The organism is Mycobacterium sp. IDUB_39, from assembly GCF_055419205.1.
The window spans coordinates 190456-209384 of record NZ_JBVAXF010000006.1 but is presented as its reverse complement, the minus strand read 5'-3'; the positions used below and the strand labels follow the sequence as shown (position 1 = coordinate 209384).

Annotated in this window: 21 protein-coding genes and 1 pseudogene; 11 read left to right on the top strand and 11 right to left on the bottom strand. The window is 66.1% G+C overall.

Features of this window, described 5'->3' with window-relative positions; translation table 11 throughout:
- Positions 1 to 220: 220 nt before the first annotated feature.
- The 3 genes from lppU to ACZY0X_RS22880 form a co-directional block, all read right to left on the bottom strand.
- The gene (lppU, locus tag ACZY0X_RS22890; RefSeq protein ID WP_463774091.1) at positions 221 to 709 is read right to left on the bottom strand and encodes an LppU family putative lipoprotein; all 489 of its coding nucleotides are present in this window, start codon (positions 707 to 709) and stop codon (positions 221 to 223) included.
- A 20-nt stretch (positions 710 to 729) separates the two neighbouring features.
- Positions 730 to 999, bottom strand: coding sequence for a 30S ribosomal protein S15 (gene rpsO, locus ACZY0X_RS22885; protein WP_463773677.1), 270 nt, complete (start codon positions 997 to 999; stop codon positions 730 to 732).
- 106 nt (positions 1000 to 1105) lie between these two features.
- A complete protein-coding gene (locus tag ACZY0X_RS22880; RefSeq protein ID WP_241399633.1) occupies positions 1106 to 2083 on the bottom strand; it encodes a bifunctional riboflavin kinase/FAD synthetase in 978 nt (325 codons plus the stop codon).
- A gap of 82 nt (positions 2084 to 2165) precedes the next feature.
- Here ACZY0X_RS22880 and mntR point away from each other — a divergent pair, with 82 nt between their 5' ends.
- On the top strand, positions 2166 to 2861 hold the full coding sequence (gene mntR, locus ACZY0X_RS22875) for a manganese-binding transcriptional regulator MntR (RefSeq protein ID WP_463773675.1): 696 nt from the start codon (positions 2166 to 2168) through the stop codon (positions 2859 to 2861).
- A gap of 17 nt (positions 2862 to 2878) precedes the next feature.
- Positions 2879 to 3310: a type II toxin-antitoxin system Rv0910 family toxin gene (locus tag ACZY0X_RS22870; RefSeq protein WP_463773672.1), complete on the top strand. Its 432-nt coding sequence runs from the start codon at positions 2879 to 2881 to the stop codon at positions 3308 to 3310.
- Between the two features lie 21 nt (positions 3311 to 3331).
- Here the strand turns inward: ACZY0X_RS22870 and truB are convergent, their stop codons facing one another.
- Genes truB through ACZY0X_RS22855 form a run of 3 tightly spaced genes read right to left on the bottom strand, consistent with a single transcriptional unit; the run spans position 3332 to position 5843 of the window.
- Positions 3332 to 4219, bottom strand: a complete 888-nt coding sequence (truB, locus tag ACZY0X_RS22865) for a tRNA pseudouridine(55) synthase TruB (RefSeq protein WP_463773670.1) — start codon at positions 4217 to 4219, stop codon at positions 3332 to 3334.
- The gene (gene pptT, locus ACZY0X_RS22860; RefSeq protein WP_463773668.1) at positions 4216 to 4881 is read right to left on the bottom strand and encodes a 4'-phosphopantetheinyl transferase PptT; all 666 of its coding nucleotides are present in this window, start codon (positions 4879 to 4881) and stop codon (positions 4216 to 4218) included. Before pptT ends, truB begins: the two co-directional genes overlap by 4 nt.
- The gene (locus ACZY0X_RS22855; protein ID WP_463773667.1) at positions 4878 to 5843 is read right to left on the bottom strand and encodes a metallophosphoesterase family protein; all 966 of its coding nucleotides are present in this window, start codon (positions 5841 to 5843) and stop codon (positions 4878 to 4880) included. Before ACZY0X_RS22855 ends, pptT begins: the two co-directional genes overlap by 4 nt.
- Positions 5844 to 5973: 130 nt before the next feature.
- Between ACZY0X_RS22855 and ACZY0X_RS22850 the strand changes: the two genes are divergently transcribed.
- Both ACZY0X_RS22850 and ACZY0X_RS22845 read left to right on the top strand, forming a co-directional pair.
- Entirely contained in the window at positions 5974 to 6558 is a 585-nt protein-coding gene (locus ACZY0X_RS22850; RefSeq protein WP_463773665.1) for a DUF3558 domain-containing protein, read from the top strand.
- A gap of 9 nt (positions 6559 to 6567) precedes the next feature.
- Complete coding sequence (locus ACZY0X_RS22845; RefSeq protein ID WP_463773664.1) at positions 6568 to 8205, top strand: CocE/NonD family hydrolase; 1638 nt, start codon at positions 6568 to 6570, stop codon at positions 8203 to 8205.
- Here ACZY0X_RS22845 and ACZY0X_RS22840 read toward each other — a convergent pair.
- Positions 8194 to 8742, bottom strand: coding sequence for a DUF1802 family protein (locus tag ACZY0X_RS22840; protein WP_463773662.1), 549 nt, complete (start codon positions 8740 to 8742; stop codon positions 8194 to 8196). The genes ACZY0X_RS22845 and ACZY0X_RS22840 overlap by 12 nt on opposite strands.
- A 7-nt stretch (positions 8743 to 8749) precedes the next feature.
- The gene (locus ACZY0X_RS22835; protein ID WP_463773660.1) at positions 8750 to 9019 is read right to left on the bottom strand and encodes a DUF2277 domain-containing protein; all 270 of its coding nucleotides are present in this window, start codon (positions 9017 to 9019) and stop codon (positions 8750 to 8752) included.
- A 45-nt stretch (positions 9020 to 9064) separates the two neighbouring features.
- Here ACZY0X_RS22835 and ACZY0X_RS22830 point away from each other — a divergent pair, with 45 nt between their 5' ends.
- Positions 9065 to 9820: an enoyl-CoA hydratase gene (locus ACZY0X_RS22830; RefSeq protein WP_463773659.1), complete on the top strand. Its 756-nt coding sequence runs from the start codon at positions 9065 to 9067 to the stop codon at positions 9818 to 9820.
- Between the two features lie 77 nt (positions 9821 to 9897).
- On the opposite strand, the gene ACZY0X_RS22825 is transcribed toward ACZY0X_RS22830, so the two are convergent.
- A complete protein-coding gene (locus tag ACZY0X_RS22825) occupies positions 9898 to 10353 on the bottom strand; it encodes a cupin domain-containing protein (RefSeq protein ID WP_463773658.1) in 456 nt (151 codons plus the stop codon).
- A 135-nt stretch (positions 10354 to 10488) separates the two neighbouring features.
- On the opposite strand from ACZY0X_RS22825, the gene ACZY0X_RS22820 reads away from it, so the two are divergent.
- From ACZY0X_RS22820 to ACZY0X_RS22805, 4 genes are read left to right on the top strand one after another with little or no spacing between them, the layout of a single operon-like run.
- Positions 10489 to 11400 (top strand): IclR family transcriptional regulator, encoded by a 912-nt coding sequence (locus ACZY0X_RS22820; protein ID WP_463773656.1) that lies wholly within the window; start codon positions 10489 to 10491, stop codon positions 11398 to 11400.
- The gene (locus ACZY0X_RS22815) at positions 11397 to 12572 is read left to right on the top strand and encodes an amidohydrolase family protein (protein WP_463773654.1); all 1176 of its coding nucleotides are present in this window, start codon (positions 11397 to 11399) and stop codon (positions 12570 to 12572) included. The genes ACZY0X_RS22820 and ACZY0X_RS22815 overlap by 4 nt, the downstream gene beginning before the upstream one ends.
- 48 nt (positions 12573 to 12620) lie before the next feature.
- Positions 12621 to 13946, top strand: a complete 1326-nt coding sequence (locus ACZY0X_RS22810; RefSeq protein ID WP_463773653.1) for an MFS transporter — start codon at positions 12621 to 12623, stop codon at positions 13944 to 13946.
- Positions 13943 to 14953 carry an LLM class flavin-dependent oxidoreductase gene (locus tag ACZY0X_RS22805; RefSeq protein ID WP_463773651.1) on the top strand — a complete coding sequence of 337 codons (1011 nt, stop codon included), beginning with the start codon at positions 13943 to 13945 and terminating at the stop codon, positions 14951 to 14953. The genes ACZY0X_RS22810 and ACZY0X_RS22805 overlap by 4 nt, the downstream gene beginning before the upstream one ends.
- A gap of 441 nt (positions 14954 to 15394) precedes the next feature.
- Here ACZY0X_RS22805 and ACZY0X_RS22800 read toward each other — a convergent pair whose 3' ends face one another.
- Positions 15395 to 15682 (bottom strand): hypothetical protein, encoded by a 288-nt coding sequence (locus ACZY0X_RS22800; RefSeq protein ID WP_463773650.1) that lies wholly within the window; start codon positions 15680 to 15682, stop codon positions 15395 to 15397.
- 392 nt (positions 15683 to 16074) lie between these two features.
- Between ACZY0X_RS22800 and ACZY0X_RS22795 the strand changes: the two genes are divergently transcribed.
- Positions 16075 to 16947: a potassium channel family protein gene (locus tag ACZY0X_RS22795; protein WP_463773648.1), complete on the top strand. Its 873-nt coding sequence runs from the start codon at positions 16075 to 16077 to the stop codon at positions 16945 to 16947.
- Between the two features lie 233 nt (positions 16948 to 17180).
- Positions 17181 to 17423, top strand: a pseudogene (locus ACZY0X_RS22790) (WS/DGAT domain-containing protein); the annotation flags it as partial.
- 165 nt (positions 17424 to 17588) lie between these two features.
- On the opposite strand, the gene ACZY0X_RS22785 reads toward ACZY0X_RS22790, so the two are convergent.
- Positions 17589 to 18917 (bottom strand): MATE family efflux transporter, encoded by a 1329-nt coding sequence (locus ACZY0X_RS22785; RefSeq protein WP_463773646.1) that lies wholly within the window; start codon positions 18915 to 18917, stop codon positions 17589 to 17591.
- Positions 18918 to 18929: the final 12 nt, after the last annotated feature.

Below are 18929 nucleotides of genomic sequence, written 5' to 3'. Positions count from 1 at the left end.
GAATCCTGACGGCCGTCGATCGAAGCGGCCGGTTACAGGCACCGGCAGCCACTACCGAAGACCGCCCATGCGAGCGGGCGCTCGTCGTGACGCACTGGAGCGGTCGCGCGATCATGCGCGAGTCGCACCTCTATGTTCGAGCCGCATTGCGGCCCAAAACACGTCTATGTTACACCGCGGCAATTGCCCGACCCGCGGTGTCGGTCGAAGACCGACCGGCTCAGGCCACATCCTCGACACACACCGTGAACTGGCGTTCGTCGTACGGATAGCCCAGGCCGCTGGTGCACTGGTCGGCGCTGGCCACGTCGTGCAGGATCTGCGTGGCGCGCTGGCGATTCGGCGCCGACGCGTCATCGCAGTCGACGCGCACCGGGTCGGTGGCGTTCTCCGGGTCGATGCTCATGCAGCCACCGACCACCCAGTCGATGTCCATGCAGATCGTGGGCCCGGAGCCGCTGAACGAACTACGCGTCGAGTAGTAGGAGTCGACGTCGGCGGGGCACCCGTCGGTGTTGTCGACGGTGGCCACCACCTTGAAGTTCGATGCCGGGCTGCCGCAGTCCACCTTGCTGGTCTCTGGACGGTCAGGGGGTCCACCGACCTTGAGGCAGTCACCCACAGCCATGTCCGCCGCCGCAGCCGATGAACAACCGGGCAGCACGGCAACGACCACTGCGGCGGCGAGCGCCGCTGCGACTGTGCGCAGGTGTCGTGGAGCCAACTGTGTCAGCGACGCAGGCCCAGGCGCTCGATCAGCGAGCGGTAGCGCGCGACGTCGACCTTTGCCACGTACTTGAGCAGGCGGCGACGGCGACCCACCAGGAGCAGCAACCCACGACGCGAGTGGTGGTCGTGCTTGTGCATCTTGAGGTGCTCGGTCAGGTCGGAGATCCGCTTGGTCAGCATCGCCACCTGCGCCTCAGGCGAACCGGTGTCGGTCTCATGCAGACCGTACGAGGCCAGGATTTCCTTCTTCTGCTCGGTTGTGAGCGACACGAAACTACTCCATCTATCGGTCCGCGAGGGGATTGTGAAAAGGGCACGGCCACCGCGAACTGCAGCACGTGCCGGGTCGCCGGAAAGTCTAACAGCGACCTGGCGATTAGAAGGAATCGCGCAGGATCGACCTGGCCCGGGCGGTATCAGCGTCCATCGCGGTAATGAGGTCCTTGGCCGAATCGAACTTCTCCTGCCCGCGGATCCTGGCCACGAAGTCCACGGCGACGTGCTGGCCGTACAGGTCGGCCTCAGCGTCCAGAACGAACGCCTCCACGGTGCGGGTGCGGCCGGAGAACGTCGGGTTGGTACCCACCGACACCGCGGCCTGGTAGCGCTCGCCGGGCGTCACGGTGCCCATCACGGGTCCGTGCCCCAGCACCGTGAACCAGGCGGCATACACCCCGTCAGCGGGGATCGCCGAGTACATCGGCGGTGCGACGTTCGCGGTGGGGAACCCCAGCACTCGGCCGCGACCGTCGCCGCGGACGACGACGCCCTCCACGCGATGCGGGCGACCCAGCGCCTCGGTGGCCGCCGCCATGTCGCCCGCGTCCACGCACGAGCGGATATAGGTGGACGAGAACGTCACCGTCTCGTCGCGGTGATGTTCGGACACCAGCGAGATGCCCTCGACGGCGAAGCCGAACCGCTCACCGGCCCGGCGAAGCATCGCGACGTCACCCGCGGCCTTCTTGCCGAACGTGAAGTTCTCCCCCACCACGACCTCGACGACGTGCAGTCGCTCGACGAGCAGCTCGTGGATGTAGCGCTCCGGCGTCAACTTCATGAAGTCGGTGGTGAAGGGCATGACGAGGAAGACATCAACCCCCAGTTCCTCGACCAACTCGGCGCGCCGGGTCAAAGTGGTGAGCTGGGCGGGATGGCTTCCGGGGAAGACCACTTCCATCGGATGCGGATCGAATGTCATCAACACGGCCGGGACACCCCGCGTCCGGCCTGCCTTCACGGCATGGTTGATGAGTTCTGCGTGTCCACGGTGAACTCCGTCGAACACACCGATGGTGACGACGCATCTGCCCCAGTCCGTGGGGATCTCGTCCTGCCCCCGCCAGCGCTGCACATCGACAAGGGTACGGCTCAATGGTGTCGGTGGGCGCGCTGGATCCCCCCGTTGAGGTGATGATTGCCTAAACTCATCAATCGTGAGTCCTGAAAGCAACCCCCGCGACCTGTCGTCGGTCGCACAGGACTACCTGAAAGTCATCTGGACGGCCCAGGAGTGGTCCCGCGAGAAGGTCAGCACCAAGATGCTGGCCGAGCGTCTCGGGGTGTCGGCCAGCACGGCATCCGAGTCAATCCGAAAGCTCGCCGATCAGGGCCTTGTCGATCACGAGAAGTACGGCGCCGTCACGCTCACCGAAGCCGGCCGGCAGGCCGCGCTGGCGATGGTCCGCCGCCACCGTCTGATGGAGACCTTCCTCGTCAACGAGCTCGGCTACGGCTGGGACGAGGTGCACGACGAGGCCGAGATCCTCGAGCACGCGGTGTCCGACCTGATGCTGGACCGCATCGACGCCAAGCTGGGCTATCCGACCCGCGACCCGCACGGCGATCCCATCCCCGCCGCCGACGGCCGCGTCCCCACCCCCGACGCCCGCCAACTCTCGGTGTGCCGCGACGGCGACGCGGGGACCGTCGCGCGGATATCCGATTCCGATCCGGAGATGCTGCGCTACTTCGACAGCGTCGGCATCAGCCTGGACTCGCGGCTGCGGGTGGTGGCCCGCCGCGACTTCGCCGGAATGATCTCGGTCGCCATCGAGCCCGCCGACGGGGCGGATGCCACCACAGTCGATCTGGGCAATCCCGCCGCCGAGGCCATCTGGGTGATCGCCTAACCCCCTACGATCCGTGGATGGCGAAACTCGAGTTGTCCCGCAAGCTGGCCCTCTCCCCCGAACAGGCGTGGGCCCACGCCTCGGATCTGGCCGAGTTGGGCGACTGGCTGTGCATGCACCAGGGGTGGCGCTCGGAACTACCCACCGAGCTTGAGATCGGCACGACGATCATCGGGGTGGCGGGCGCCAAGGGTATGCGCAACCGCGTCACGTGGACCATCAAGAAATTCGATCCCCCAGCGCTGCTGGAGATCACGGGCGACGGCGTCGGCGGCACGAAGTACAAGCTGGCTCTGAAGGTGACCCCCAGCAAGGAGGGTTCCACCTTCAGCGTGAAGATCGACCTCGGCGGCGCACCGCTGTTCGGCCCCATCGGCATGGCGGCCGCCCGCGCGGTCAAGGGCGACATCGAACGCTCGATCAAGAAGTTCGAGGAGCTGTACGTCTGACTCCCCGCACCAGAAACTGAGCTACAGCGTGGCGGGGCGGATCACGACGACCGACTTGGTGCGCGCGCCGTCGTCGCGCAGCAGTGCAATGACGTCGCCGTCGGGTGCCGTCGCCGCGTAGATACCGTCGATGCCCGCCGGGGTCATCGCTCTGCCATGCCGCGCCGACTCCGCCTCTTGCGCAGTGAGCTCGCGGCGCGGGAAGGCCAGCAGACAGGCCTCGTCGAGCGGGTAGCTCAACCGCGGTCCATCGGCGAGGTCCTCGAGCGTGCGCGACTCCCCCAGGCCGAACCGGCCGACGCGGGTGCGCCGCAGCGCCGTCAGGTGGCCACCGACATCCACCGCAGCGCCGACATCACGCGCCAGCGCCCGGATGTAGGTGCCCGAGGAGCAGTCCACGTCCACGTCGACATCGACGAAATCGCCCGCCCGTCGAATGGCGGTCACATCGAAACGGTAGATCCGGACGGGGCGGGCCGCCAGCTCGACGGTCCTGCCCTCGCGTGCCAGCTTGTAGGCCCGCTCACCATCGACCTTGATCGCGCTCACGGCCGAGGGGATCTGCGCAATGTCGCCGCGGAGTGCGGCGACCGCCGCACCGATCGCCGCGTCGGTGACGTGACCCGCCGGAACCGTCTGCAGCACTTCGCCTTCGGCGTCCTCCGTCGAGGTCGTCTGACCGAGCCTGATGGTCGCCGCATACGACTTGTCGGTCGCGGTGAGAAGGCCGAGGATCTTGGTGGCGCGCTCGATGCCCACGACGAGAACACCTGTCGCCATGGGATCCAGCGTGCCCGCGTGCCCGACCTTGCGGGTGCCGAAGATGCGCCTGCACCGCCCGACGACGTCGTGGCTGGTCATACCGCCGGGCTTGTCGACGATCACCAGACCGGGTTCGGGTGCGCTCACAGCACTATCGCCGTCAGCACCAGACCCTCACGCACCGACCAGCGTCCACGCAGCGTGTTCAGCGGGGGTCCGGACTCCGCGGAGGGGTCGATGAGGACACGGGAGTGAAACGTTCCCGCCGCACCCGAGCCCTCCACGTCGAAGCTGATGTGAGCGTCCTCGAAGCCAAGCCAGCGATGCGTCAGCGGGAACCAGGCCTTGTAGGTTGCCTCCTTGGCGCAGAACAGGATTCGATCCCAATGCAGTTCGGTGGGCAGCGCGGCCAGCTCATGGCGTTCGACAGGCAGACTCACGGCGTCGAGGACACCCTTGGGCAGTTCGCCATGCGGTTCGGCGTCGATGCCGACCGATCGAATCTCTCCCGCGCGGCCAACCACCGCGCCTCGGAAGCCATCACAGTGCGTCAGGCTGCCGACGATGCCGTCGGGCCAGCACGGTTCACCCTTGTCCCCCTTGAGGATCGGCACCGGCGGCACACCGAGTTCACCGAGCGCCTGCCGCGCGCAGTGGCGCACGGTGACGAACTCGTTGCGCCGCTTGGCGACCGAGCGCGCAACGAGCGGCTCCTCCTCGGGCAGTGGCGCCAGACCCTCGGGGTCGGAGTACAACTCGGCAGCAACGACCACATCGGGTAGCACGCCGGACAGCAGCCTGCTCGTCACTGCCCGAACCTCCGGTTCGAGATCCGCTGCTGCATCTTCTGCGCGTTCTCGCGCATCTCCGGCGTGATCTCGAAGTGTCCGCCGAAGTCGTTGAGGTAGCCCGGCGGGTACTTCGGGTCGGGCAGGATCTGACGCATCCAGCGATAGGGCTTGCGACGCCGCCACTCCCGCGGGTAACCCACCGAGACCTCCTCGAACCGCACACCGTCGTAATAGGTGGTGCGCGGGATGTGCAGATGGCCGTAGACCGAGCAGATCGCGTTGTATCGGGTGTGCCAGTCGGCGGTGGCTGTGGTGCCGCACCACAGCGCGAACTCCGGGTAGAACATCGCGTCACACGGTTCACGAACCATCGGGAAGTGGTTCACCAGGACCGTCGGCGTCATCCAGTCCAGCTCTTCGAGCTTCTTGCGGGTGGTCGCGACCCTGTCGCGGCACCAGGCGTCACGCGTGGCATAGGGCTCGGACGACAGGAGGAACTCGTCGGTGCCGACGATGTTGCGCTCACGCGCCACGGCCAGCCCCTCGGCCTTCGTCGCCGTGCCCTCGGGCAGGAACGTGTAGTCGTAGAGCAGGAACATCGGCACGATGGTGGCCGGTCCGCCCTCCTCGTTCCACACCGGGAACGGGTGCTCGGGAGTGACGATGCCCATCTCGTCGCACATATTGACCAGGTAGTCGTAGCGGGACCGGCCGAATATCTGCATCGGATCCTTGTTGGTGGTCCACAGCTCGTGGTTGCCAGGCACCCAGATCACCTTCGCGAACCGCTTGCGCAGCAGGTCCAGCGACCACCTGATGTCATCGGTGCGTTCGGCGACGTCACCGGCAACAATCAGCCAGTCGTCGGGGGTGGCCGGAAACAGCGACTCGGTGACGGGTTTGTTGCCCGTGTGCCCGATGTGAAGGTCGCTGATCGCCCATAGAGTCGGGTGACGGTGTTCCCGTGACGTCGCAGACACAACTGCTCAGCCTACTTGCGCGCGCAGCCCGTGTTCACCGGGCAACTAGAACATGTTCTGATTTACTCACCTTGCGGCGCCTACAGACTTGTAGACTCCCCGCAGTGACCGACCAGCGCGAGGGAGTCCAATGACCACCAAACTGCGTCTGCTGTCAGCGATGTGTGCGCTGATCGCGGCGGTGGCCGTGGTCTGGCAGACCGAGCCGACCGCCGCGAACATCGCCGACGGGGTCGATCTGCGTTCCACGTCCATACCCCTGACCGGCGCTTCTGCAACCATCAAGTGGCCGGTCATCGAGACGGTGGACCCCAAACCGTTCGATCCGTGCAAGGAGATCCCGCTCGACGTGATCGGGCGCATCGGCCTGGGCTTCACGCCGCCGATCCCCGAGGACGGGCTGCGGTGCCACTACGACGCGGGCAACTACCAGATGGCGGTCGAGGCGTTCGTCTGGCGAACCTTCGAGCAGACACTGCCCGCCGACGCGGTTCAGCTCGACATCCAGGGCCACCGCGCCGCCCAGTTCTGGATCATGAAGCCGACTGACTGGAACGACCGTTTCTGGGTGACCTGCATGATCGCCTTCAAGACCAGCTACGGCGTTCTCCAGCAGTCGCTGTTCTACGCGCCGGACTACTCGGCCACCGACGTGGACTGCCTCCAGACCAACTTGCAGCGCGCCAACGAACTGGTGCCGTATTACAAGTTCTGATCGTCGCGAATGAGCCCCAAGAGCGTCGCCCTTCACGCGCTGGGCCGGGCTCTTCGCCTCCCGCCGCAGACGACGGGGTTCACCGTGCGCCGCGGGGTGAGCGTGCCGATGCGCGACGGGGTGGCACTGCTCGCCGATCACTACGTACCCGACACCGCCACCCCCGCCGGGACCCTGCTGGCGCGCTGTCCCTACGGTCGCGGGTTTCCGTTCTCGGCGCTGTTCGGCAGCGTCTACGCCGCGCGCGGATATCACGTGGTGTTCCAGAGCGTGCGCGGCACGTTCGGCTCCGGCGGTGAGTTCACGCCGATGGTCAACGAGGTGGCCGACGGCGCCGACACCGTCGCGTGGCTGCGCGAACAGCCGTGGTTCACCGGATCCTTTGCGACCATCGGGTTGTCCTACCTGGGCTTCACCCAGTGGGCGCTGCTGGTGGACCCACCACCGGAGCTGACGACCGCCGTGATCTGCGTGGGTCCCCACGACTTCAACGCCGCGACGTGGGGCACCGGATCGTTCGCCCTCAATGACTTCCTCGGCTGGAGCGATGCCGTCTCCCACCAGGAGGACCCCGGTTTCGCCGAGTTCGTACGGCGGGTGAGGTCACGTCGCGACCTCGCCAGGACCGCGAGCCAGGTACCGATGGGCGCATCAGGCCGCGGCCTGCTCGCCGCGGGTGCGCCCTGGTGGGAGTCCTGGGTGGAGCACTCCGACTCAGATGACGAGTTCTGGGAACCCATGCGACTTGGCGCGGCTCTGGACCGTGTCGACGTCCCGGTCCTGCTGTTCAGCGGCTGGCAGGATCCGTTCCTCGAGCAGTCCCTGACGCAGTACACGCGCCTCCGGGATCGCGGCGTACCCACCGCGTTGACGGTGGGCCCGTGGACGCACGCCCACCTGACGACGAAGGGTGCCCCCACGGTCCTGCGCGAGTCGCTGGCGTGGCTGGACACCCACCTCGCCGGCGGGCCCGCGGTGTCACGCAGCCCGGTGCGCGCCTACGTCAACGCCACCGGCTGGACCGAACTCCCCGACTGGCCGCCTCCGATGGGCGAGTCGGTGCTGTACCTGCAACCCGCGCACCGGCTTTCGGAGAATCAGCCAGATGCCGGCACACCGCCGTCGACGTTCACCTTCGACCCCGCCGACCCGACACCGACCATCGGCGGCAGGCTTCTCTCCCCCGACGCCGGCTACCGCGACGACAGTGCGCTTGCCCGGCGGGCCGACGTCGTGGATTTCACCGGGGACCCGCTACCAGCCGACCTGTACGTGGCCGGCTCGCCGGTCGTGGAACTGGCACACTCCTGTGACAATCGGTTCAACGATGTCTTCGTCCGGCTCAGCGAGGTCGACGGTAAGGGTCGGTCCCGCAATGTCAGCGACGGATACGTCAGGCTCACAACCGATTCCGGGACAGTCCGACTCGAACTCGACGCCGTGGCGCACCGCTTCTCGGCTGGTTCGCGGATCAGGATTCTGGTGGCGGGCGGCTCCCACCCGCGTTTCGCCCGCAACCTCGGCACCGATGAGCCGCCATCCTCGGGCAGCGCCATGAAAACCGCGACGCACAGGGTGCACCACGGCGAGGGCGGAATGTCACGCCTAGTCCTGCCGTCGGGCTCGATGCTCCCGTCAGGCGACTGAGTCACGCACCCGGTCGGCGACAGCCTGCAGCGCGTCGTCGTCGTGGACCGGCTCGCCCCACTGCGGTTCGACGGGCAGGTCCACCCAGCTCGTGCACCCGGCGAAGGCGGGCGTGCGCTCCAGGATGAGCGGCGCGCGTAGCGGTATCGCCGAGACGACCAGCACCGTCAACCGGTGTCGGGGCCGAAAGTCCAGCCGCTCGGCGCGTACCGACTCCGGTGTCCAGATGTGCAGGTCGGCGATCTCGGCGATCCGCTCGGGCTGGTTGACGCTGATGGCGGCAACGACCTTTGCACCGGCCCGGACCGTCACTGCGGTCTCGGTGCTGTCCGGTGCGGCCGCCTCGAGCAGATCGCGATGCTCGGGACGCACCCGTTCTGCGTGGCCGTGGGCGATCGTCGGGAAGAACAGGAACTCCGACGCATCGAGGGCGAAGCGCTTCTCCCCGATGCCGCCCTTTCGGAGCAGCACCGTCTGGCGGCCGTCGAGCATCGCGTGGACTGCCGCGCTCCACTCTTTGAGCGCAGGCGTGCTCACCTGGGTGCTAGCCCCTGGCGGCGATCCGCGCCCGGACCTCGGGGCGGCGAAGCGGCGGCACCGTCTTCGGCGGCTGCCGTCGGGGCGGCAGTACCGACAGCAGGCGCATGGTCGTCGCGGTGACCTCCGCGACGGCAGCCTCGAACGCATCCTCGTTGGCCGCGGTCGGACGGGTGATACCGCTGACCTTGCGGACATACTGACGCGCGGCGGCCTCGATCTCCTCCGTGGTCGCGGCCGGCTCGAGGCCACGCAATTCGGTGATGTTCCGGCACATGGGACCCAGGATAGGCCAGCTCGAGATGCCGGATACCGTGAGCAGATGACCGATCCCGTCCTGCTGATCGACACCACCGACCGCGTGCGCACGCTGACGTTGAATCGCCCGAAGTCTCGCAACGCCCTGTCGAGGGATCTGCGCACCGCGTTCTTCGCGGCGCTGCGCGACGCGGAGGCTGATGACGATGTCGACGTAGTGATCCTGACCGGTGCCGACCCCGTGTTCTGCGCCGGTCTGGATCTGAAGGAACTCGGCGACAGCACCGAACTGCCCGATATCTCCCCGAAGTGGCCGGCGATGCGCAAACCGGTGATCGGTGCCATCAACGGTGCCGCGGTGACGGGCGGGCTCGAGTTCGCTCTGTACTGCGACATCCTGATCGCCTCGGAGAAGGCCAGCTTCGCCGACACGCACGCCCGCGTCGGCCTGCTGCCCACCTGGGGGCTGAGCGTTCGGCTCCCTCAGAAGGTCGGCATCGGGATGGCGCGTCGAATGAGCCTGACCGGTGACTACCTGTCGGCGGACGACGCGCTGCGCGCCGGTCTGGTCACCCAGGTCGTCTCCCACGACGACCTGTTGCCGACCGCGCGGGCCGTGGCCGCCTCGATCGTCGGCAATAACCAGCGTGCGGTCAGGGCGCTGCTGGAGTCCTACCACCGCATCGACGAACAGCAGACCAGTGCCGGACTGTGGATCGAGGCCAAGTCCGCCACGCAGTGGATGCGGGAGACCAGCGGCGACGATATCGCCGCGAGCCGCTCTGCGGTGATGGAGCGCGGGCGCAACCAGGCGCGTTAGCCTGTGCCCGCCACGGGACCGCAGGCCAATGCCGAAGCCGCCGCCGCGGCGTGCGACGGCGGCTTGGCCTGGGCCCGTTAGCGTTCCAAGTCCGCCGCGGCGACTTCCTTCACCTCGGCCACGTTGAAGCGGCCTTCATAGATCGGCCCCTGACCAGTCGTTGGACCCTGGTACTGCAGGAACAAGATCCGACACCCGTTCTCAGTCTTCATCTCGTACTCGAAGTGCGGGTCCTGCATGTACACCAGGTCGCCGGCACGAAGGACCGTCTCGCCGTATTCGCACTCCCCCTCGATGACGTACCACATCTGTGCGAAATCGTGCTTGTGCAGCGGGAATCCCGACCCCGGAAGGTAGTTGATGATGCCGGCATTGGGCTGAGTCGGATCCTCATCCGAGGGGTGGAACACCATCTGGGTGGTGTTCTTGAACCGGCCCATCTTCGGTTCTGTGTCGTCAGGACGACGGACGATCGGCGCGTTATGAGTCTTCATGGCCTCTGTCGCGGTCAGCAGCTTCTCGGCGGTGGACACTTTCACTGATCCCTCTCTTGTGCGGGTGCTCAGAACGCCATAGGCAATTCGACATCAAATCCACTCGAGAATTGACACTCGATACCTATCGTTCAGCTATACTGAACACTGTTCTAATTACAACCAGAGCATGGCATGCACTTCCGGCGTCGGTCAACCAACATTCGTTGGCACAGCGATCAATTGCGCCAAATGCATGTGGTTGACCTCACACGGTTGGTCTGCCATGCTTCGTTCCGTCAAACAGAATGGTGTTCAGCAGTGCCGAACAACAACCCACCCCGGTCTCGATCAGTGGAGCGTGCCTTGTCCATCCTTTGCGAACTCGCCAAAGACGACTCCCCAGTGGGCATCAGCGACTTGTCGCGACGCACCGGCTGCTCGAAGAGCACGGTGTACTTGAGCCTGCAGACGATGCGCGCGATGAACTTCGTCGTGCAGGATCCGGGTACCGAGCGCTACGGACTCGGTCTGGCGGCCGCTCAGTTGGGCGGGGCCGCCCGCGATAACTCCCGCCTGGTCACCGCGCTCTCGGACCCCATGAGCGAACTCGCGGCACGGTCGTCAGAAGCCGTGTCGCTCGGCGTCCGGACCGCGGACGAAGTTCTGTTCGTCAAGCGTTTCGAAACGTCACACGCGCTGGGTACCAGTATTCGCGAAGGCACCCGAATGCCCCTGCACACCTCTGCAGCTGGGAAAGCCATCCTGATGGGCCTCACCGACGAGGAACTCATGACGATGTTCCCCGACGAATCACTGCCTGTGCAGGGCAGCAATGTCGTTGGCAGCCGCACGGAATTGCTCAGCCAACTCGCCACCGCACGTGAGGTTGGCTACGCAACCAGCGAGGACGAGTGGCGGGCCGGAGTTTCGGCGGCCGCGGTGCCGATCGTGATCGGCGGCGAGATCGTCGCATCAGTCTCGATCGCAGGTCCAACGTCACGCTTTCGCGCATCGCTTTGGGTCAACGACCTACTGGCGCTGGCGCGCCCACTCCACAATCCCGGACCCGACAACGCACCGGACACCAAGAAGGAGCAGGAATGAGCCACTCGCTGGCCGTGACGAATATCGGAACGCTGATGACCGGGGACATCGAGGCACCGATTGCGGAGGCCGACACCGTTCTCATCGTTGACGGCCTGATCACCGGAGTCGGCACGCGCGCTGACTTCTCCGCCGACAGCTGGCTGGATGCGGCGGGAGCCACTGTGCTTCCGGGACTCATTGACAACCACATCCACCCCGTCGTCGGCGACTACACCCCGCGGCAGTCACAAGCCGACTTCCTCAGCGGGTTCGTGCACGGCGGCGTCACCTCGGCGGTCTCTGCGGGTGAGGTGCACACCCCCGGCCGACCGACCGATCCGGCCGGCACCTGCGCACTGGCGGTGCTCGCCCACAAGGCCTTCGCCAAGTTCCGGCCCGGTGGAATCCGCGTGTACGGGGGCGCCGTCCTCCTCGAGAATGGCCTGACCCGTGAGCATTTCGTGGAGATGGCCGCCGCGGGCGTGCACCTCGTCGGCGAGATTGGGATCTCGGGCGTACAGGACCCCGAGCAGGCCGCGGAGATGACCGGATGGGCGCAGGACGCCGGGATGACCGTGATGGTCCACGTCGGCGGGAAATCCGTGCCGACCAGCCGCACCATCGACGGCGCGTTCTGCGCACTGGTCAAGCCTGACGTCGCCGCACACGTCAACGGCGGCCCCACGGCACCGGCCTTGGACGATGTGCGGACCATCCTCGACCAGACAAGCGCCGCAGTCGAGCTGGTCTACAACGGCAATCAACTTGCTGCCGTTGAGGTCTCACGGATGCTTGCCGACAGTGGCGAACTCGATCGGCTAGTGCTCGGGACGGACTCACCAGCGGGCGCCGGCATCGCCGCGGGCGGAATGCTGCGGCTGATGGCCACGATGTGCTCGATGGCCGATGTGCCGCCGGCAGTCGCCGTCGCGACCGCGACCGGCAACACCGCCCGGGTCCGACGGATACCCGGCGGCCGGCTTCGTGTCGGCGAGCGGGCCGACCTCGTCGTCGCCGACGCCCCCGACGGCAGCAGGGCCGACGATATGGCCGCTGCTTTGGCGCTTGGCGATACCCCGGCGGTGGCCGCCGTGATCGCCGGCGGCGAGATCGTGGTGCGGCGCAGCCGAAACACGGCTCCACCGCGGCGGGTGCCGCAGTTTCCACGCGAGGACTTGGTCGCCCACTGACCGGTCCAGAACGAATAGGCGCAGTATCCAACAAGAAAGGAGTTCCGTATGACAGTGCGGAACGACGGCACGCCAGCCCTCAGAGTACTCATGTCGAGCTTGGTCGGCACGACTCTGGAGTGGTATGAGTTCTTCGTCTACGGTATCGCCGCTGCGTTGGTCTTCAACAAGGTCTTCTTCCCCGAATTCGACCCGCTCATCGGCACTCTGCTGTCGTTGTCAACATTCGCTGTCGCCTTCATCAGCCGCCCCATCGGTGGCGTCATCTGCGGGCACTTCGGGGATCGCATCGGTCGCAAGCGAATACTCATACTGACCCTCACAGTCATGGGCGCCACCACGTTCGCAATCGGTCTCCTGCCGAGCTTCGCCACGATCGGGGTTGCCGCGCCAATCCTGCTGGTGGCACTGAGGTTCATCCAGGGACTGTCGCTCGGCGGCGAGTACAGCGGTGCCGTTCTGATGAGCGTCGAGCACGCCGCACCGGGAAAGCGCGGACTCTACGGCGCGGTCATCAACACCGGGGCATCCTGGGGCATGTTGCTGGGTAACGGCATCTTCCTGTTGCTGTCCTCGCTGAGTGACTCCTCGTTCGCGCAGTGGGGCTGGCGAATCCCGTTCCTGACGAGCGCCATTCTTGTCTTCGTCGGGATGTACATGCGCCTGCACATCGAGGAGAGCCCGGCGTTCGCGCAGCTACAGGACGAGAACGAGGTACGCAGACAGCCGATCCTCGAAGTGCTGCGTGACCATCGGCGCACAGTACTGGCGATGGCGTTCTCCTACATGATCAACGGCACGTTCTTCTACACTGCGACCGTCTTCTCATTGACGTACGGGCAAAACCACCTTGGCTTGCACCGGTCGCACGTGCTGTGGATGGTCATGGCGGTCACCGTGGTCGCGGTCTCGGGCACACTCTATGTCGGCTGGCTGTCGGACCGCATCAATCGAAAGCGCCTGTACCTGTTCGGCATCGCCGGTTTGACTGTCATGCCGGTTGCGTGGTTCGCGCTGTTCACCACCGGATCGACGCCGTGGATGCTGCTCGGTTTTGTCCTCGTCTACATCCCCTACTGCTTCAACTACGGCGCCATGCCCACCTTCTTCGCGTACTGCTTCCCAGCCGATGTCCGCTACAGCGGAATGGGGCTCGGCTACACACTCGGAACCGTCCTCGGCAGTGCGACCGCACCGATCGTGTGCACCTTTCTGCTGGATCGCACCGACGGCTGGCCCGCCATCGCGGGCTACATGGCCGCGGTGGGGGTGGTCTCATTCATCGCCACGCTGTTCCTCAACGAACAGCAGACCACCGCTGTCGGCGGTCCGGGCTCCATCAGTGACAAGCCGTCGACGCTGCTCGCCCGATGAGCGGCACCACACCACGTGTCGGCCTAGCCCTGTATCCGACCCAACCCATCAACGATATGGTCAAGGCTGCGAAAGTCGCTGAACATCACAGCTTCTCGACACTATGGATCGGCGACTCACAGAACATCTGGCGCGAGTCATTCACCGCGATGGGCGCAATTACACACAGCACCAACAGGATCGGTATCGCGACAGGGGTGAGCAATGTGGTTACCCGCCACCTGGCGACGGTGGCGGGCGGGTTCGCCTCACTACAGGAAATGGCCCCGGGTCGCGTGATCGCCGGGTTGGGGACCGGAGATTCATCACTGGCCACCATCGGCAGAGCACCGATGCGCACCAACGACCTCGAACGCGCCGTCGGCATGCTGCGATCGCTGACGTCGGGGGAAGGGGTCACACTTGACACTGGACCTGCGCAGGTCCGCATCACCTACGCCTCAGCCCGTACCGCGGTCCCAGTTCACCTCGCGGCATCGGGACCCAAGATGTTGGATCTCGCCGGCCGGGTCGCAGACGGCGTGGTACTGCTCGCCGGCGCAGACCCGGATGCGATCCGAAAGGCCTTGGCACGGGTTACCAGCGGAGAGATCACCGCAGGCAGGCAAGCGGGGTCTGTGTATCGCGTCCTGTGGCTACCCATCGCGGTGGAGGACGACTCCTCGCAGGCCCGACGACTGGTCCGGCCGCATGTCGCCAGGACCGCACTACGGCCACACCCCGTGGCGCTGCCTGCCGAGCTGGTCCAGGAGGTATCCGAACTACGGCGCCGCTACGACTACTACCAGCACATGTCCACTAGCGCGGGTCACGCGGAACATGTCTCGGCCGAGCTGACCGCGCGATTTGCCGTAGCCGGTGATCCCGGTGAGGTGCTGGCGCAGTTGCGTGAACTGTGTAGGTTGCCGATCGACGAGATCGCGCTCGTTCCGTTCGCGGCCGATGAGAGTTCTCGGATTACCACTGCGGTGAGATGTCTGGAACTGGTCGAGGCTGTCGCTGCGTAGGCTCATGAGGGGTCAGCGGCCTCAGGCATCTACGGAGTGCTCCGCGACGGCCTGGTCCGGTCGTCCCGCATGACCACTGCTGCCCACCGCCTGCGCCATCGCTGCCAACTACGGTGACACCCCCGTGTCTTGCGTTGGTGCCCGCCTACTTTCATATCGCCCGGTCTTCTCGTCGAGTCGGATAACCGCATGCCCTCCTCGGCGGCCACACCAGTGAGCGCTTCGAACTGACCCCACGCGATGACGCTTCGCCAATTCGTCAGGTCGTCCACGCACTCGACCTCGAAACACACGTCGGGATTGGACAGCATCGCCACTCGTCATTCTGTTCCTTTGCGCCAATACCGCGATGCCGTCCTGAAACAGGCAGAGGAACGAGTCGATGAACTCAGACCGCCGCGAATGCTGTGGTCCCGCCAGAGCATCGTGGGAGTCGCAGCGTCACTTCTCCTCGCCATCCGAGGTGCTCAGCGCACGGTCGGTACTGCGGATCAGGTTGCGGTTGAATTGATATTGCGCGGTGGCCAGGGTGTCGGCCAGTTCGATGGCGGCGTCGACGATCTTTGTACGGAGCGGGTGGACGGCTTCGGGGATGACCTCGTCGAGCGTGCGACGGAACTTCCGCAACGCTTCGGCTGCGGCGTGCTGACCGACCCTGGCCGACTCACGCACCTCCTCGAGCAGCTCGCTCGAGGGGGCGGACGCTGGGGATTCGGTGGCCTTCGTCATGTTGGTTCCTTCTCCTAGTGGGGTGTTGCGCCGCCACGTTATTCGGTGCGGCGGCCACCGCAATACCGCCGAAAGTCCCGCGTTGGCTGCCAAACGGTCCCTGCCGTCGCCACACGTCAGGCTGATGTCAGCAGACTGCAGTGACCTTGGCCCCTAGCGGGCGGTGGCCCACGATGTTGCGATCACGACGTGCGAAGACCGACCAGCGCAATCGAACGTGCCAACCCAACCGATCTCATTCACCTGCCGTGCAGGAGTCGGCGCCAGTTCAACTGTCCGCCAACGGGAGACGAGTCCACGTCGGACTCCGTCGCCGCAAGGCCGGCGAGTGCGCCACCATCAGCCAGAGCACTGCCTGCTGACGCGCCGCTGAGCTTGGGAGGAATGATGTGATGAACTGGGTGGTCGCAGTGGTCGGGGGCGTGCTCGTCGCAGTGGTGGTGCGCGACGTGTTCCACACGCTCTTTCACCCGATAGGCCACGGCAGCATCGCGCCACAAGTGATGAAATTCGTGTGGTGGGTACTTCGGCTGGCCCATCCCGATCGTCGGATCGCGTCGTTGACGGGCCCTCTGGGTATCGCCCTGGTTGTGTTGATCTGGGGCGTGTTGGCCGCCGGGGGTTGGGCAATGCTGTACTTCGCTCAGATGCCGGCGGGTTTTGCCTACAGTACGGAACTCAATCCTGCTGCACGCAACGACGTGCTCGATTCGATCTATCTGTCACTGGTCACGATCGGCACGCTTGGCTTCGGCGATATCGTGCCGACATCACCGTGGTTTCGCCTGATCGTTCCGCTCGAGGCCCTGTTCGGGTTCATGTTGCTCACTGCCGCCGTGTCCTGGGTTCTTCAGATCTACCCCGCTCTTCATCGCAGACGGGTGTTGGCGCTGCAGCTGTCAACACTGCGCGAGGCGCGCCGCGAACAGTCAGCTCTGGGGATCGACAGCGTTCCCGTTGCCGTTCTCACCGGGATCGCCGCCGCTGTCGTCGAGGCTCGGAACGATTTCACCCAGTACGGAGCGACGTACTACTTTCGCGACCTTGAAACGGACGCTTCCTTGGCATTCTCGCTTCAGTACGCGGCCCAACTCGCTGATGAGGCCCGCGGGAGTGCGCACCCGCAGACCCGTATGGCGGGCGCTCTCATCACAGCTGCAGTCGACAGCCTCGCCGGACTTCTCGCCGAAGAATTCCTGCAACTCGACGGAGACACCGCGGCCGTCATCAAGGCCTACGCGGCGGACCATCGGCACACCACCTGAGCGGCCGGCGCGTCAGGCGGTACTCCAGCCACGGCACTGAGTCATCACGGGTCCGATCACGGTGGCAGGGACTGAATCCCCGAACACGGGCGCCCGTTGTCAGTTCCGCAACAATGCGGTGATGCCCCGGCGCTCGACTCGGCTGGAGAAATTGGTCCTCAACACTCGGGAGCGAAGTCCCTTTCGCGTCTACGGGACGCGGTCGTAGCGTCGGACTCATGGCGGAACTCAACCACGGTGCGCATGTCGAGGACATCTATCCCGTGTCCGCCGTATATGCCGGCCAGGCTTTGAACGTGACGACCTGCTCCTACGCCGATCGCATCGGCTTCGGATACGTCGCCGGCTGTGATGCACTTCCCAACATCGACTCACTGATATCGATGACTGAACAGTCACTCACCGAACTCGAGGTGGCAGTCGGGTTGGCGTCCAGCGGGTCTCGTTCGCACGGTGGTCCCATGTCAACCCACTGAGGGGACCAAATTCCATACCGCGGGCCATCGAACAGCGGCGACGCCGATGACCCACCCACTCGCGACGAGGAAGTCGAGGTGGCCGCCGGGTCGGTGAGCGCTCAGTTAGCCCTACCCGGGAGGTGCCAGCTCGGCCCCCGTCCGTACCCGCATGGCGACGGGGTACTACCCCGTCCCGGCCACCAGCCAGCGACCGGAGCACGCCCGCCACCCGACGAACACCAGGCGCAGCACCATGAACGTGGTCAGACCGGACCAGATGCCGAGCAACCCCCACCCGAATGCCAGGGACATCCAGACCAGCGGCAGGAACCCAATCAGGGCACTGGCCAGCGTCGCATTGCGCATGAACCGCGCATCCCCGGCACCGAGCAGCACGCCGTCGAGCGCGAACACGACGCCCGCCACCGGCAACTGCGCGACCAGGAACCACCACGGCACGCCGATCTCGTCCAGCACCGAGCGGTCCGAGGTGAACAGCGCCGGGAGCGCCGACGAGCCCACCGCGAACGCCGCCGCCAGCACCGCCGCACCCAGCGTCGAGACCACGGTCACGCGCCACGCCACCGACTTGGCATGCGCCAACTGACCCGCTCCCAGCGCTGCACCGACCAGCGACTGGGCGGCGATCGCCAGCGAATCCAGAACCAGGGCAAGGAAACTCCACAGTTGCAGCACCACCTGGTGCGCGGCCACCGCCGCCGCCCCGAAACGCGCGGCGACCGCCGCGGCGGAGACGAAACACGCCTGGAACGCCAGGGTGCGCACCACCAGGTCGCGACCCATCACGACCTGAGCGCGCAGCACCGCGAAGTCAATGCGCAGCGCGACCCGCTCGACCAGCAGTGCCCGGCAGAACATCACCGCGGCCAGCCACTGTCCGACCACGTTGGCCACCGCCGAACCGGCCAGCTCCATCCGGGGCAGTCCCAGCCACCCGTAGACCAGCAGCGGACACAGCACTGCCGACACCGCAAAGCCCGACACCACGTAGCGCAGCGGCCGTGCGGTGTCCTGCACGCCACGCATCCAACCGTTGCCCGCCAAGGAGATCAGGATCGCCGGCGCGCCCAGGATCGCGATCCGCAGCCAGGGCAGCGCCTCCTCGGCGATCTCTCCGCCGTCTGCGATGACCGCGAGCAGCGGCACCGCGGCCGCCTGGACCGCCGCGACGACCACCAACCCGAGGCCGATCGCCAACCAGGTGGCCTGCACGCCCTCCTCGACTGCCGCACGCCGGTCCCCCGCCCCGAAGAACCGGGCCGCGCGCGCCGTCGTCCCGTACGACAGGAATGTCAGTTGCGAGGACACCAGCGCCAGAACGAGTCCGCCGATCGCGAGCCCCGCGAGCGCGAGCGCTCCGAGTCGACCCACAACGGCCAGGTCGAACAGCAGGTAGAGCGGTTCAGCGGCCAGTACGCCCAGTGCGGGTAACGCAAGACCGGCGATTCGCCTGCCGGTCGCCGGTGCCGGCTGCTCCGGCGAATCAGCCAAGGCGCGCGTTGA